General features: G+C 71.0%; 12 protein-coding genes and 1 pseudogene. 9 read left to right on the top strand and 4 right to left on the bottom strand.

Features of this window, described 5'->3' with window-relative positions:
* The first annotated feature begins 175 nt into the window (after positions 1-175).
* On the top strand, positions 176-562 hold the full coding sequence (locus ACFFNX_RS35485) for a DUF5319 domain-containing protein (protein ID WP_378210321.1): 387 nt from the start codon (positions 176-178) through the stop codon (positions 560-562).
* 105 nt (positions 563-667) lie between these two features.
* Here the strand turns inward: ACFFNX_RS35485 and ACFFNX_RS35480 are convergent.
* A pseudogene (locus tag ACFFNX_RS35480) lies at positions 668-1,104 on the bottom strand (DDE-type integrase/transposase/recombinase); the annotation flags it as partial.
* A 147-nt stretch (positions 1,105-1,251) separates the two neighbouring features.
* Positions 1,252-1,941 carry a haloacid dehalogenase type II gene (locus ACFFNX_RS35475; RefSeq protein WP_378210320.1) on the bottom strand — a complete coding sequence of 230 codons (690 nt, stop codon included), beginning with the start codon at positions 1,939-1,941 and terminating at the stop codon, positions 1,252-1,254.
* 69 nt (positions 1,942-2,010) lie between these two features.
* Here ACFFNX_RS35475 and ACFFNX_RS35470 point away from each other — a divergent pair, with 69 nt between their 5' ends.
* From ACFFNX_RS35470 to ACFFNX_RS35450, 5 genes are all read left to right on the top strand, one after another.
* Positions 2,011-2,610, top strand: a complete 600-nt coding sequence (locus ACFFNX_RS35470; protein ID WP_378210318.1) for a CGNR zinc finger domain-containing protein — start codon at positions 2,011-2,013, stop codon at positions 2,608-2,610.
* Between the two features lie 200 nt (positions 2,611-2,810).
* Entirely contained in the window at positions 2,811-4,307 is a 1,497-nt protein-coding gene (guaB, locus tag ACFFNX_RS35465; protein ID WP_378210317.1) for an IMP dehydrogenase, read from the top strand.
* A gap of 60 nt (positions 4,308-4,367) precedes the next feature.
* Positions 4,368-5,480, top strand: a complete 1,113-nt coding sequence (locus tag ACFFNX_RS35460; RefSeq protein WP_378210315.1) for a GuaB3 family IMP dehydrogenase-related protein — start codon at positions 4,368-4,370, stop codon at positions 5,478-5,480.
* A 69-nt stretch (positions 5,481-5,549) separates the two neighbouring features.
* On the top strand, positions 5,550-7,355 hold the full coding sequence (gene glpD, locus ACFFNX_RS35455) for a glycerol-3-phosphate dehydrogenase (protein WP_378210313.1): 1,806 nt from the start codon (positions 5,550-5,552) through the stop codon (positions 7,353-7,355).
* A 1,503-nt stretch (positions 7,356-8,858) separates the two neighbouring features.
* Positions 8,859-10,052, top strand: coding sequence for a phospholipase D-like domain-containing protein (locus ACFFNX_RS35450; protein WP_378210312.1), 1,194 nt, complete (start codon positions 8,859-8,861; stop codon positions 10,050-10,052).
* 14 nt (positions 10,053-10,066) lie between these two features.
* On the opposite strand, the gene ACFFNX_RS35445 is transcribed toward ACFFNX_RS35450, so the two are convergent.
* Positions 10,067-10,663 (bottom strand): TetR/AcrR family transcriptional regulator, encoded by a 597-nt coding sequence (locus ACFFNX_RS35445; protein WP_378210310.1) that lies wholly within the window; start codon positions 10,661-10,663, stop codon positions 10,067-10,069.
* 246 nt (positions 10,664-10,909) lie between these two features.
* Here ACFFNX_RS35445 and ACFFNX_RS35440 point away from each other — a divergent pair, with 246 nt between their 5' ends.
* Together ACFFNX_RS35440 and ACFFNX_RS35435 are read left to right on the top strand one after the other, a co-directional pair.
* Positions 10,910-12,523: a succinic semialdehyde dehydrogenase gene (locus ACFFNX_RS35440; RefSeq protein WP_378210309.1), complete on the top strand. Its 1,614-nt coding sequence runs from the start codon at positions 10,910-10,912 to the stop codon at positions 12,521-12,523.
* Between the two features lie 8 nt (positions 12,524-12,531).
* Entirely contained in the window at positions 12,532-14,253 is a 1,722-nt protein-coding gene (locus ACFFNX_RS35435) for an FAD-dependent oxidoreductase (RefSeq protein ID WP_378210308.1), read from the top strand.
* A gap of 44 nt (positions 14,254-14,297) precedes the next feature.
* On the opposite strand, the gene ACFFNX_RS35430 is transcribed toward ACFFNX_RS35435, so the two are convergent.
* Entirely contained in the window at positions 14,298-14,756 is a 459-nt protein-coding gene (locus ACFFNX_RS35430) for a hypothetical protein (RefSeq protein WP_378210307.1), read from the bottom strand.
* A gap of 171 nt (positions 14,757-14,927) precedes the next feature.
* Between ACFFNX_RS35430 and ACFFNX_RS35425 the strand changes: the two genes are divergently transcribed.
* Positions 14,928-15,491: sensor domain-containing protein (locus tag ACFFNX_RS35425; protein WP_378210306.1), on the top strand; the 564-nt coding region annotated here is incomplete at its 3' end.

The following is a 15,491-nucleotide window of genomic DNA, read 5'->3' as shown; positions in this document are numbered from 1 at the left end:
CTCGCGCGCTGGACGCGCCCGGTCCGCCGGCGGACCGCGCCGCCGCCGGCTCCCGCGAAACCGGCCGCACCCGCAGCGAACGGGTCACGCGGTGACGCCGTGGCGGGCGACGGCCTGCTCCATTGGTGTGACGGACCCGGCACCCACCACTTGCGCCGCGCAGTAGCGTGGGTTTGTGCACGATGACGCCCCGCTCGATCCTTTCGCGGATGATCCGGAAGACCCGGCCGCCGCGCTCGGCGACCTGGACAACGAGGCCGAGCCGCTGAGCATGACAGAGCGTGAGGACGTGCTCGCGGATCTATCCGATCTCGAGGTCTTCCGTGCGCTCCTGGAGCCGTTGGGCATCAAGGGGCTGACGGTCGACTGCACCGACTGCGGCAAACCCCATCACATCGACTGGGACCTGCTGTACGGCAACCTGCGGCACCTGCTCGACCAGGGCCTGGCCCGGGTGCACGAACCGGCCATCGCCGCAGAGCCGAGCGACTATGTCAGCTGGGAGTACGCCCGCGGCTACGTCGACGGCGTGATCGACAGCGAAGAGGGCCAGTCCGGCTAGGGCTCGTCTCAAAGTCCCGCGGCGCCCGGGCGACGCCTCGTTCCACGCCTGCACCCACCACCGCACTGGGCGGCCGACCATCCGCCGACCGCATCCCCAACTCGCGCTGTACTGCCCGGGGACGTTGGTCGATCGGGTGATGGGTGGTTTGCCGCTGGTCGCGGTGTGGGGCGGGCGTGTTCGGGGTTGTAGATGCGTCCGAGTGCCCGGCCGTCGGTCAGGGTGTGGTGGAAGCGTTCGACCTTGCCGTTGGCCTGAGGGCGATACGGCCGGGTCTTCTTCACCCGGATGCCGAGTTCGGCGTATGCGTCCGGCCAGGCGTGGGAGTTGTAGGCCGAGCCGTTATCGCTCAGCACGCGTTCGATGCTGATGCCGTGGGCGGCGAACCAGGCCACGGCGTTGCGTAGCACTGCGATGGCGTTGGCGGCCTTTTCGTCGTCGTGTTCATCGCCGTGGATCTGTGCGTAGGCCAGGCTTGTGTGGTCATCGATGACGGTGTGGACGAACGCGGTGCCCAGGCGGGGTTCGTAGCGGGTGTTGCGGTTGCCGGTGCGGTGTGCGGTGGTCTCGCGGTTGCGCCGCAAAGCCCTGCCCGCCTAGCTCCCCTTCCACAACCACCACCGACCCCACACCGCGACCGACGGCAAACCACCCATCACCCGATCGACCAACGTCCCCGGGCAGTACACCTAGGGCCGGTCGAGCTGACCGGCCAAGTCGGCCAGATCGCGGGCATGCAGGTCGAACCGGTCCGAGGCAGCGGGCGGGTCGCCGACGGGGCGGGCGACGTAGGCGGTGCGCAGGCCGAGACCCTGCGCTCCGCGCAGGTCCCAGGCGTGAGCGGCGACCATCAGCAGCCGCTCCGGCGGCCGTCCGGAGACGGTGACGGCCAGCCGGTAGACCGCCGGGTCCGGCTTGTACGTCTGGGCGTCTTCGGCGGACAGGGCCTGGTGCCAGCGCAGCCCGGCGTGGGCGTTGAGTCCCAGCAGCGCGGTACGGCTCGCGTTGGAGAGCCCGATCAGCGGAAACCGTTCGGCGAACCGGGCGAGCCCTGCCACGGTGTCGGGCCACGGCGGGAGCCGGCGGCCCGACAGGGCCAGCGCCGCCACCGCGGCCGGGTCCTCGACCCCGACGGCGTCGGCGACGAGCCGGGCGGCCTCCTGATCGAGGGCGTCGCTGGGGAGGTAGGGCCGGTCGCCGCCGAGGACGCGACGCTGCTCGCGGTCGACGTGCCGCTGCCACAGCGACAAGAGCCGCTCGACGCCGGGGTCGTCGAGCGACGGGTCGAGTGCACGAATACCGGCGCGGATACCGGCGGGTTCGTCGACGAGCGTGCCGAGCACGTCGAACACGACGGCGTCGATCTCCAACTCCGGCATCGGCGAGGTCTCTCTGATGTAAGGGCTAAAATAGCCTTTAATCGAAAAGTAGTGGGAGGTTCATCGGGAATGCAAGTCGCGCTCGACGACTACGCCTGGGCGGCGGGGGTCGCGACCGAGCTGGTCAACACCACCACCGAGGTCTGGCGTGGCGACGACCATCTGCCCGATCTGGCCGCCCTCGTCGCGTTCGCCGACCTGCACGGCGGCCGGTCCGGCGACGCCCCCGGCGCGTTGCCCGACCTCGCCCGCCGCGGACGCCCGGCCGACCTGCACGCGGTCCACGCACTCCGTACGACCGTGCGCGGACTGATCGATCACCCCGACCGACGCCACCTGATCGCCGGCGCCACCACGCTCACCTCACCCGCCCGGGGCGCCACCCTGATCAACGATCCCGCGCACGAGGACCGCGCCCGCTGGGCCGTCCCGCTCCGCGACGGGGCGACCGTCGCCGACGCCCTCTCGTTGATCTGCGGCATCGGCATCCTCGGGGTCGTGCACACCCTCGGCGAGGAGCGCTTCCGGCCGTGCGCCGCGCCCACCTGCCGGGGAGCCTTTATCGACACCACCCGGCCCGGTCGCCGCCGCTACTGCATGCCCGGCCTGTGCGGCAACCGCGTCAACGTCGCCAACCACCGCGCCCGCCGCACCGGGCAGGTCCCCTGAGCGGGTGACGAGGCGGCTCCGCCCACCCGGTGCCAGGTGATGCCGGAGAGACGGCCGATTCGTGGAGACGCGCGACGGCCACGGCGTTCCCCGCTGTCCACAGCCCCACCCCAACGGGCCTTGCCAGCCACCCCCTCACTCTAGGATGTAACCAGGATCCGCTGACCTGGCCCGATATCGCACCCCATCGGATGATGCCAATGACTTCCGCGCCCGAGCCCGCCAAGTTCGCTCCCCAGGGCTTCACCTACGACGACGTGTTGCTCGTGCCCGCCTATTCCGATCTCGGGCCGGGCGACGCCGACACGTCGACACGCCTGTCCCGCTCGGTGACCCTGCGCATCCCGCTGGTCTCCGCGGCGATGGACACCGTCACCGAGGCCCGGATGGCCGTGGCGATGGCCCGTCAGGGCGGCCTCGGCGTGCTGCACCGCAACCTGCCGATCGAGGAGCAGGCGCTCCAGGTCGACCTGGTCAAGCGGTCCGAGGCGGGCATGGTCACCGACCCGGTGACGTGTGCGCCCGGCGACACGCTCGCCGACGTCGAGCGCCTGTGCGCCCACTACCGCATCTCCGGTGTGCCGGTGACCGACGAGGAAGGCGTCCTGGTCGGCATCGTGACCAACCGCGACATGCGGTTCGAGACCGACACCTCCCGTCCCGTACGCGAGGTCATGACGCCGATGCCGCTGGTCACGGCCCCGGTCGGCGTGTCCCGCGCGGACGCGTTCGCCCTCCTGCGACAGAACAAGGTGGAGAAGCTCCCGCTGGTCGACAAGGGCGACCGGCTGCGCGGGCTGATCACCGTCAAGGACTTCACCAAGAGCGAGCAGTACCCCGACGCCACCAAGGACTCCGCCGGCCGGCTGATCGTCGGCGCCGGGGTGGGCGTGGGCGACGAGGCCGAGCGCCGCGCCCGCGCGCTGGTCGACGCCGGGGCCGACGTCATCGTCGTGGACACCGCCCACGGCCATTCGCGCGGCATGCTCGACATGGTCGCCAAGCTCAAGGCCAACACCCGAGCGGACATCATCGCGGGCAACATCGCGACCCGCGCGGGTGCCCAGGCGCTGGTCGACGCGGGCGCCGACGCGGTCAAGGTCGGGGTCGGTCCGGGCTCTATCTGTACGACGCGGGTGGTGGCCGGGGTCGGCGCGCCCCAGGTGACCGCGATCTACGAGGCCGCGCTGGCCTGCCGTCCCGCCGGGGTACCGGTGATCGGCGACGGCGGCCTGCAGTACTCGGGCGACATCGCCAAGGCCATCGCGGCCGGGGCCGACTCGGTGATGCTGGGTTCACTGCTCGCGGGCTGCGAGGAGAGCCCCGGCGAGCTGATCTTCATCAACGGCAAGCAGTACAAGACCTACCGGGGCATGGGCTCGCTCGGCGCGATGAAGAACCGCGAGCGCGGCGGCTCCTACAGCAAGGACCGCTACTCCCAGGACACGGTCGAGGGCGAGGACAAGCTCATCCCCGAGGGCATCGAGGGCCAGGTGCCCTACCGCGGGCCGATCGCGGCCGTCGCGCACCAGCTCGTCGGCGGCCTGCGCCAGGCGATGTGGTACACCGGCTCCCGCACGATCACGGACCTGAAGGACAATTCCGTACTCATGCCGATCACCGGGGCGGGTCTGCGGGAGAGCCACCCGCACGACATCCAGATGACGGTCGAGGCGCCCAACTACCAGGTCCGCTGAAACACTTCTCGGCCGTGACCACAGAGGTGGTCGCGGCCGAGCCATGGAAAGGGACACCAGATGGCTGAGGTTGAGATCGGGCGGGGCAAGAGCGGCCGCAGGGCGTACGAGCTCGATGAGATCGGCATCGTCCCCTCCCGCCGCACGCGCGACCCCGAAGAGGTCAGCGTGGCGTGGCAGATCGACGCGTACCGGTTCGAGATGCCGCTGGTCGTCGCCCCGATGGACAGCGTGGTCAGCCCCGAGATCGCGATCGCGATCGGGCGGCTCGGCGGGCTGGGCGTGCTCGACCTCGAAGGGCTGTGGACCCGCTATGAGAACCCCGAGTCGCTGCTCGCCGAGATCACCTCGCTGGAGGACGGCACCGCGACCAAGCGGCTTCAGGAGCTGTACGCCGAGCCGATCAAAGAAGAGCTGATCGGGCAGCGCATCAAGGAGATCCGTGACGCGGGCATGACCGTGGCGGCCCGGCTGTCGCCGCAGCGCACCGCGCAGTACCACAAGGCGGTCATCGACGCCGGGGTCGACCTTTTCGTCATCCGCGGCACGACGGTCAGCGCGGAGCACGTCTCGGGCCGCGCCGAGCCGCTCAACCTCAAGCAGTTCATCTACGACCTCGACGTGCCGGTGATCGTCGGCGGCTGCGCCACCTACACCGCCGCGCTGCACCTGATGCGCACCGGCGCGGCGGGCGTGCTCGTCGGGTTCGGCGGCGGGTCGGGGCACACGACCCGTACGGTGCTCGGCGTCGCGGTCCCGATGGCCACCGCGATCTCCGACGTCGCCGCCGCCCGGCGCGACTACCTCGACGAGTCGGGTGGACGCTACGTCCACGTGATCGCCGACGGTGGCATGCGGCAGTCGGGTGACATCGCCAAGGCCCTCGCCGTCGGCGCCGACGCGGTCATGGTCGGCTCGCCGTTCGCGCGGGCCGCCGAGGCGCCGGGCCGCGGCTTCCACTGGGGCAGTGAGGCACATCACGAGGAGCTGCCGCGCGGCACCCGGCTCGACGTGGGTTCGATCGGCACGCTGCAGCAGATCCTGTACGGTCCCTCGAACGTCGCCGACGGTTCGATGAACCTCATCGGCGCGCTACGTCGCGCGATGGCGACCTCCGGGTACTCCGACCTGAAGGAGTTCCAGCGTGTGCAGGTCGTTGTCGCACCGCACTGAACGCCTGCTTTGTCGCTGAAGTGACACCGTCATAGCGTGGTGCATGCAGACGACGCGAGGGAGTGCGCAATGGCAGATGGGCAGACGGTGAACGGACTCGGCACCTCGCGTCTCGGCTCCGCCGAGCGCGAGACGGCGCTGAAGCGCATGGGCACCGAGGAGTTCGACGTCGTCGTGGTCGGCGGTGGCGTCGTCGGCGCCGGGGTGGCGCTCGACGCGGCCACGCGCGGCCTGTCCGTGGCACTCATCGAGGCGCGCGACTTCGCCTCGGGCACCTCCTCGCGTTCGTCCAAGCTCATCCACGGCGGGCTGCGCTATCTCGAACAGCGCGACTTCGAGCTCGTCCGCGAGGCGCTCACCGAGCGCGGCCTGCTGCTGAGCCGCATCGCCCCGCACCTCGTACACCCGGTGCCGTTCCTGTTCCCGATGACCCACCGGGTGTGGGAGCGTGGCTACATCGGCGCCGGCGTCGCGCTCTACGACGGGCTGTCCCTGTCGATGGGCACGGCACGCGGCGTCCCCCACCACCGCCACCTCACCCGTACGAAGGCGCTGCAGGTCGCGCCGTCGCTGAAGCGCGACTCGTTCGTCGGCGCCATCCAATACTGGGACGCCCAGGTGGACGACGCCCGCTACGTCACGATGCTGCTGCGCACGGCGGCGGAGTACGGCGCGCAGATCGCCTCGCGCACGCAGGCCGTGGGCTTCCTGCGCGAGGGCGAGCGGGTCACCGGCGTGCGCATCCGCGACCTGGAGTCCGAGACGGAGACCGACGTCCGCGCCAAACAGGTCGTCAACGCGACCGGCGTGTGGACCGACGACATTCAGGAGCTCGTCGGCGGTCGCGGCCAGATCCACGTACGCGCCTCCAAGGGCGTGCACCTCGTCGTGCCCAAGGACCGCATCCACTCCGCCAGCGGCATCATCCTGCGTACGGAGAAGTCGGTCCTGTTCGTGATCCCGTGGGGCCGGCACTGGATCATCGGCACCACGGACACGCCGTGGGACCTGGACAAGGTGCATCCGGCGGCGTCCAAGGCCGACATCGACTACGTGCTCGAACACGTCAACGCGGTGCTCAACGTGCCGCTGACGCACGACGACGTCGAGGGCGTGTACGCGGGACTGCGGCCGCTGCTGTCCGGCGAGTCGGACGAGACGTCGAAGCTGTCGCGCGAGCACGTCGTGGCCCACCCGGTGCCCGGCCTGGTCGTCGTCGCGGGCGGCAAGTACACCACCTACCGCGTCATGGCCAAGGACGCCGTCGACGCGGTGGCGCACGGCCTGGACGGCAAGGTGCCGGGTTCGTGCACCGACCAGGTCGCGCTGGTCGGCGGTGACGGCTTCCAGGCGCTCTGGAACGCCCGCCACCGGCTGTCGGAGTCCTCGGGCCTGCACGTGGCCCGCATCGAGCACCTGCTCCACCGGTACGGCACCCTGACCGAGGACCTGCTGACCCTGATCCGCGAACGCCCCGACCTGGGCCGCCCGATCGAGGGCGCCGACGACTACCTGCGCGCCGAGATCGTCTACGCCGCCACCCACGAGGGCGCCCGCCACGTCAACGACGTGCTGTCCCGCCGCACAAGGATCTCCATCGAGACCTGGGACCGCGGCGTCCGCGCGGCCCGCGAGGTCGCCGAACTCCTCGCCCCCGAACTCGGCTGGTCGAACGAACAGACCGAACGCGAGATCTCCTACTACGAGAAGCGCGTCGAAGCCGAACGCATCTCCCAGGAACAGGAGGGCGACCTGGAGGCCGACGCCACCCGCCGCGGCGTCCCGGACATCGTCCCCACGATGACCCCTAATGGCCTTTCCGCGCCGCCCCTCCCCGGCGAGCCCCGTCCAGCCAACATGCCACAAGACGGATGAGAACGCCGACCACAACCATCCTTGACGACCGCACCGGCAAACCCGCCGCCGCGTGCCAGCGAACCTGCCGCGTGCCGGCGAACCTGCCGCCTGCCGCCTGCCGCCTGCCGCCTGCCGCCTGCCGCCTGCCGCGTGCCGCCTGCCGCGTGCCGACAACGCGACAAGGCGCCACCCATGCGTTCGCGCAGTGGACACAGCTGGGATTTGAGACAGCCCCTCCTCCTGGACACGACGCCACACCACACAGGCACCCATCCGTACGAGGCCACCACGACGGAACACTCGCCCGCCCGCGTCACGCGGCCACCCATCACGACCTGGCGGCGGCGACGGCCAACCGACCGCGCCCCCGAGCCGGTCCGATGCCCGCCTATCCGGTCGAGGGTCGGCGTGGGGCTGTCTGTCGTCGGGTGAGTCGCCGTTCGGCCGCAGAGGGACGCGGGCGGCGGTCCGTTGTGGACTGGCGGTGGCGGTCGGTCGGGAGCATCTGAGCCGGGCTGGTGCCTGCCTGCCGGTCGAGGGGTGGCGCGGGGCTGGTCGTTGTCGGATGAGTTGCTGGCCGGTCGCGGGAGACGCTGACCTTGGCTGTGCTGTGGTGTGATCGTCCGTTGTTCTAGCGGCGGTCGGTCGAGCGTCTCGGCTGCCATGTGGCGGCTGGTGACTGTCTGTCGGTGGGGGTTGGTGTGCCGCTGTCCGTCGGCGGGTGAGTCGCCGTTCGGCCGCAGAGGGACGCGGGCGGCGGTCCGTTGTGGGGACTGGCGGTGGCGGTCGGTCGGGAGCATCTGAGCCGGGCTGGTGCCTGCCTGCCGGTCGAGGGGTGGCGCGGGGTTGGTTGTCGTCCGATGAGTTGCTGGCCGGTCGCGGGAGACGCTGACCTTGGCCGTGCCGTGCCGTGCCGTGCTGTGGCGTGGCGTGGCGTGTGGACGTTCTGGTGGCGGTCGGCCGGGTGTCTCGGCTGCTGTGTAGCGGCTGGTGACTGTCTGTCGGTGGGGTTGGTGCGCCGTTGTCTGTCGTCGGATGAGTCGCCGTTTGGGCGCAGGGGGGCACGCGGGCCGGTGGTGGGTGGCGGTCCGTTGTGTGGGACTGGCGATGGTTGCCCAGCGCCCCCAGACCGCGCAGTACCCCCAGAAGACCGCGCAGCACCCCCAGACCGCCCAGTACCCCCAGGTCGCTGAGGGCGACGACGGCGGCGAGACGACGACGGTTACGGATGCGCTCGGGGGTTTATGCCGAAAACGCTAGGTCCGGCCTCGATGTCCCATCGATAGGACGAAGTCCACTTCCCAAGGTGGACCACCCGACACGTTCCACCTGATACCAGGCGAGCCACCCGCAGCACGAGCCCTCGGCTGACACGGCGAGGTCGAGGCGAGACGGAGTCCTGACCTGGGATAACTCTTGACCGTATAAGCCTGTTCTGGGCGACCGTAACTCCTGTACGCTTTCGGCACTTCTAGCGCTTTCTGAGTGCTTTAGCGCCTAGTGTCCTCTTCAGGAGTGCGTGTGGCGAAGTTCGTGCCGGCCGCGCGGGCCGTGATCGCAGCCTCGGTGCTGGCCGCCGGCGCCGCCGGGGCGCCCGCCGCGGTCGCCGGATCCGACCCCATTCCCCAGCCCGGGCCGATCTTCAACTCCCCGGTCAGCGGTACGGCGAAGCGGGATGCCATCTCCACCCGCGTCGCCGGCCTGATCGCCGGGACGCCCAAGGGCAGCCGGATCGCCATCGCGATGTACCACTTCTCCAGTATGGACACCGCCGCGCAACTCGTCGCCGCCGCCAAGCGGCACGTCAGCGTCCAGGTCGTGCTCGACCACGAGTCCACCGCGTACGCCGCCTTCAAACGCCTCAAGCGCGGGCTCGGCACCGACACCAAGAAGGCCTCCTGGGTGGTCGTGTGCGACGAGGACCGGGGCTGCATCGGGCCGGAGTTCAACCACAACAAGTTCTTCCTGTTCTCCACCACGGGCGGCGCGCAGGACATGGTCGTGCAGACCTCCGCGAACGCCACCGACGGGGCCCGTGACACGCAGTGGAACGACGCGCTCGTCCTGCGGGACCCGGCGGTCTACGCCGCCTACCTCTCCTACTTCGAGGACCTGGCCGCCCAGCACCACAAGCTCGACTACCACCGCACCGTGCAGGCCGGGCGGTATCGCCTGGACTTCTTCCCCTGGGCGAAGGGCGATCCGATCAGTCAGGCGCTCGACCAGGTCTCCTGCGCCGGCGGCACCCGGATCAGGCTCAGCCTCGGCCACTTCACCTGGGCACCCATCGCGCGGCGGCTGTGGAAGCTGGACGACGCGGGCTGCCAGGTGCAGGTCGTGTTCGACATCATCGGCCCGAAGACCCTCGGCGCCCTCACCAAGAAGGGCGGGCGGCACGGCAACCCCGAGACCCGGTACCTGACCGAGGGCGGCCGTACGACGTACGCGCACTCGAAGTACCTGCTGATCGACGGCCAGTACCAGGGCCGGCCGCAGAAGGTCGTCTTCACCGGCAGCAACAACTACACGACCGTCGGCTTCCACGGTCACGACGAGGCGATGATCACCGTCGCCGACCCGCAGCTGGAGCAGGAGTACGCCGGGAACTTCGACGCGGTGTTCAAGCACGGCCGTACGGCCAAGAGCGCGAGCGCCGTCCCCGAGGCCGTGCTGGAACCGCCGGACCCCGAGGACGCCGACCACAGCCGCGAATGACCGTAGGCCTGCCCCTACGGCATGGCGGGCCCCAGGACGAGGTCCATCCCCGGGCCGTACAGCTCCGCCGGGACGCGGTCCGGGTCGAGCAGGTGCTGGAGCGCCAGCCCGAACTCGATCGCCATCGCCAGCGACGCGCGGTCCTCCGCCGACAGGTCGTCGCCGCCCGTCCGCAGCCCGGCGGCGAGCCCCTCGCGGTGGCTCTGGTACCAGTCGGCGATGCGCCAGCCGGCCGAGAAGTCGCGCATGCCGAAGAGCCACAGCTCCATCAGCAGCAGCGCCTTCATCCGCGTCTCCTCCGCGGACAGCCGGTTGGCGTAGTGGCGGCCGGCGTCGGCGCAGCGGTCGGCGCGTGGGCGGTCCTGGTCGCGCAGCGCCGAGGAGGTGCGCCGTCCGAACTCGACCTGGGTGTACCGGTCGAGCAGCGCCAGGATGAGGTCGGTCTTGCCCGCGAAGTTGGAGTACACCGCCCCCTTGGTCATGCCGGCCGACGCCGCGATCTCATCCAGCGACGCTCCCCGGATGCCGTGTTTGGCCCACAGCCGCTCCGCCGCGTCGAGCAGCGCCTCCCGTGTCTGGGCGCGCTTCTCCTGACGAGACGTCCGCCTCATTTGCTCTGGGACGGCGCGTTCCTGCGGGTCGGAGATCATCCTTGCCCTTCCGTAGACTGCCGGTCACCCCTCCAACATTGGGATACAAGGTTTTCTCAAGACGCACCAGTAGAAACGAAAGTTGAGTACGGCTAGGCGGGGCTTCAGTCGGCCGAAACGACCTTTGAGGCTTGTCCGACATCCCAAAACGGACGTCTTGGTTACCGAGCGGTAGCCAGTCGCCGAACGAAGTTCTAGGCTTCCTCCATGAGCGCAACCGCTGAGTCCCCTGCCGAAGCATCGGACGCGGGGCCCGGCGAGCCCCCCGCGGTGACGATCGAGGTCACCGCCCCGCCCGTACCGGACGGCCTCGAACGGCTGGCCGCCCGCGTCGTCTCCGGCGGGCGGACCACCACCGTACGGACGCCGTTCACCGGGGAGCCGCTCGCCGAGCTGCCGATCTCCGGCCCCGACGACGTCGCGACCGCATACGAGCGTGCCCGCGCCGCGCAGCGTGAGTGGGCGCGCCGGTCGCCGGCCGAGCGCGCCGCGCCGTTCATCCGCTTCCACGACGCGGTCCTGGACCGTCGCGAGGAGATCCTCGACATCCTGCAACTGGAGACCGGCAAGGCACGCCGCCACGCGTTCGAGGAGGTCATGGACGCGGCCGGCTGCACGCTCTACCACGCCCGGCACGCGCCCGGACTGCTCCGGCCGCACCACCGCCAGGGACTGCTGCCGCTCGCGACCCGGACGATCGAGATCCGCCACCCCAAGGGCGTCGTCGGACTGATCTCGCCGTGGAACTACCCGCTCGCGCTCAGCGTGCCCGATGCCGTGCCGGCGCTGCTCGCGGGCAACGCCATCGTCCACAAGCCGGACACCCAGACCGCGCTGACCGCGCTGTGGGCGATCGACCTGCTGGTCGAGTGCGGGATGCCGCCCGAGATCTGGCAGGTCGTGGTCGGTGACCCGGCCGAGATCGGCGAGTCGCTGGTCGGCGCGGCCGACTATGTCGCGTTCACCGGCTCGACCCGGGGCGGCCGGGCCATCGCCGAGCAGGCCGCCAAGAGGCTGATCGGCTACTCCCTCGAACTCGGCGGCAAGAACCCGATGATCGTGCTGGACGACGCCGACCTCGAGACCGCCGCCCAGGGCGCGGTCCGCGCGTGCTTCGCCAACGCCGGCCAGCTCTGCATCTCGATCGAGCGCCTCTACGTGCACGAGAAGATCTTCGACCGGTTCGCCGAGCGCTTCGCCCACCGCGTGCGCAACATGCGGCTCGGCGCCGGCTACGACGCCGACATGGGCTCGCTCACCTCCCAGCGGCAGCTCGACACCGTCATCCGGCACGTCGAGGAGGCGGTCGAGAAGGGCGCCAAGGTCCTCGCGGGCGGCCGGCCCCGCCCCGAGGCCGGGCCGTACTTCTTCGAACCGACCGTGCTCACGGGCGTCGAGAAGGACATGGAGCTGTGCCGCTCCGAGACGTTCGGGCCGGTCGTGTCGCTGTACCCCTTCGGCGACGACGATGAGGCCGTCGAGCTCGCCAACGACTCCGCCTACGGGCTGAACGCCAGCATCTGGAGCGGCGACGTGGGGCGCGCACGCCGCCTCGCCGTACGGGTCAAGGCCGGGACGGTCAACATCAACGAGGGATACGCCTCGGCGTACGCCTCCTACGACGCGCCGATGGGCGGTATGAAGGACTCCGGAGTGGGCCGGCGGCACGGCGCGGAGGGCCTGCTGAAGTACACCGAGGCCCAGACGGTCGCCAGCCAGCACTGGCTCGGTTTCGAACCGGTCATGGGCATGCCGTACGAGAAGTACGCGGCGCTGCTCAGCCGTGGCCTGAAGACGATGAAACGCCTGCGCCTCAGGTAGGAGCCCGTATGGATTACGACGTGATCGTGGTCGGCTCGGGGTTCGGCGGCAGCGTCGCGGCGCTGCGGCTCACCGAGAAGGGGTACCGCGTCGCCGTGGTCGAGGCCGGCCGGCGGTTCGACGAGCCGGACGGCGAGCCGGGGAGACGCCACCACGCCCTGCCCAGAACCTCCTGGCGCACCCGCAGGTACCTGTGGGCGCCCGGCCTCGGCATGACCGGCATCCAGCGCATCCACCTGCTGCGCGGTGAGAAGGGCTCGCGGGTCCTCGTCCTCGCCGGGGCGGGCGTCGGCGGCGGGTCCCTCGTGTACGCCAACACCCTGTACGAGCCGCCGGAGCCGTTCTTCGCCGACCCGCAGTGGCGGCACATCACCGACTGGCGGGCCGAGCTGGCGCCCTTCTACGACCAGGCCCGCCGCATGCTCGGCGTCCGGACGAACCCGACGATGACGCCCGCGGACAAGGCGGTCCAGCGGATCGCCGAGCGGATGGGGCGCGGAGAGACGTTCCACCGCACTCCGGTGGGCGTGCTGTTCGGCGACAAGGCCGGTGAGCGGGTCGAGGACCCCTACTTCGGCGGCGCCGGGCCCCGCCGTACGACGTGCACCGAGTGCGGGTCGTGCATGACCGGCTGCCGGGTGGGCGCCAAGAACATGCTCACCGAGAACTACCTCTACCTGGCCGAGCACGCGGGCGCCGAGGTCCTGCCGATGACCACGGTGACCGCCGTACGGCCGCGGGCGGAGGGCGGCTACACGGTCGAGGTGACGCGCACGGGCCGGCGGGCGCGGAGGCTGCGGCGCACGCTCACCGCCGAGCACGTCGTGCTGGCCGCCGGGACGTACGGCACGCAGCGCCTGCTGCACCGGATGAAGACGATCGGCGCGCTACCCCACCTGTCCGACCGGCTCGGCGTCCGCACCCGGACCAACTCCGAGGCGATCCTGGGCGTGGAGCGGCTCGGCCGCAAGGGCGACGACCACTCGCGGGGTGTCGCGATCACCTCCTCGTTCCACCCGGACGAGCACACTCACATCGAGCCGACCCGCTACGGACCCGGTTCGAACGCCATGGGCGCTCTCCGGTCGCTGCTGATCGACGGCGGCGGCCGTACGCCCCGCTGGGCGAGGTTCCTCGGTCAGGCGGCGACCCACCCACACCAGCTCGTCCGCCTGCCGAACCTGCGCGACTGGTCGCGCCGGACGATCATCGCCCTGATCATGCAGGTGCGGGACAACTCGATCACCGTCGTGCCGTCGCCGTCCGGCCGCGGCATGCGGGCCCGGCGCGGCCACGGCGAGCCGAGCCCGACGTGGATCCCGGTGGCCCACCGCGCCGTGCGGATGCTGGCCGAGGAGATGGGCGGCATGCCCGGCGGCACATGGCTGGACCTGTTCAACATCCCGACGACCGCGCACTTCATCGGCGGCTGCACGATCGGCGCCTCGCCGGAGGACGGCGTGATCGATCCCTACCACCGGGTGTACGGCCACCCCGGCCTGCACATCGTGGACGGCTCGGCCGTGTCGGCCAACCTCGGCGTCAACCCCTCGCTGACCATCACCGCCCAGGCCGAGCGCGCCATGGCGTTCTGGCCGAACCAGGGCGAGGAGGACACGCGCCCGGAACTCGGCGCCGCGTACGAACGGGTGACCCCGGTCACCCCGAAGGCCGCCGTGGTGCCCGCCGACGCCCCGGCGGCGCTGCGCCTGCCCATCTCACCCGCCTGACCAGAGGCCACGGGAAGCACGACCTCGACATCGTGACGGCCCGGTCATCGCCTCGGGCGGGTGCCGGACAGCGTGCGGGCGGCCAGTGTGGCGCACAGGATCGCCAGCGGGATCTCCAGGCCCGCGGCCATCGCGATCGCCGTCGCCTGGTCGGCGCCCGGCGCCGCGGTGGTCACGTCGAACCACGCGTCGACGGCCAGCAGGGTCGCGGTGACCGTCGCCGCCAGGCAGCGGCGGGGGTCGCGCCGGTTGAGCAGCAATCCCGTCGTGATCAGGCCGATCGCCTCCAGCCCGTCCAGTCCCACCCACGCGGTCGACCAGTGCGCGGCGGTCGTACTGGCGGGGAGCCCGGCGGCCAGCACGAACAGCCACGGGATCAGCGCGAGTCCGGAACCGATCAGGCCGAGCCCCACCCAGCGCGCCCTGCCGCGTCGCCGCACGGGCGTCGGAGGGTCACCGGCCGTCTCGGAGGGCGCGGATGCGGGCCTGACGCAGGTGATCATTGGTTCGTTCTCCTTCTGAACCCGGCTGTTCGGGAACGATCACCAGCGTGCCGGTCGGGGACATCACCGTCAGTCACGGCGCTATCCGACTTGGAGGTGGTGCTACCTTCACCGTCGAAACTGCAACAAACGAGATTGCAGCCGACGAAGTGCGAAAATTAGGGTCCTGGCATGGCGATCACGATCCCGGCGCGGCGCGCGTTCCGCTGGGGCAACATCCACGCTCCGTGGTCACCCTGGGCATGGCGGAACACGACGTTCGTGACGGCCGGGGTGCCCGTCCACCTCGTCGCGTTGCTGATCTTCTCGGTGCCGTGGGTACTCGCGGTATCGACGACCGGGGTCCTGCTCGCGCTCGTGGCCTCGGCCGGGCTGCCGCTGGCCGCACTCCGACTGCTGACCGCCGTCCAGCGACACCGGTTCTGGGCCCTTCTCGGCCTGGACGTGCCAGCCGTTCCCCGTGAACGCTCCGGCCGCCGGGCCGTCGCGGCGATGCTCCGGTCGCCCGCCACCTGGCGACAGCTCGCCTACCACCTCCTCGCGGGGCCCGCCCTCGCCGCCGGCGGGCTGCTGGTCGTCGGCGTGTGGGCGGCCGGATTCACGCTGGCGCTGCTGAACACCTACTCGTGGGCGCTGCCTCCGTCCAGCCCGATCGCGCTGACCGGGCACGCGGCGGTCGCCGGCCTCCTCAACGCGGCCGGTGTCGCCCTGCTCCTGGCCGCGCCGGGACTGGCC

The sequence above is a fragment of the Actinoallomurus acaciae genome (assembly GCF_042429965.1).
Lineage (GTDB): Bacteria > Actinomycetota > Actinomycetes > Streptosporangiales > Streptosporangiaceae > Actinoallomurus > Actinoallomurus acaciae.
Note: the sequence above shows the minus strand (reverse complement) of the source record. Positions and strands in the feature narration are given on the sequence as shown.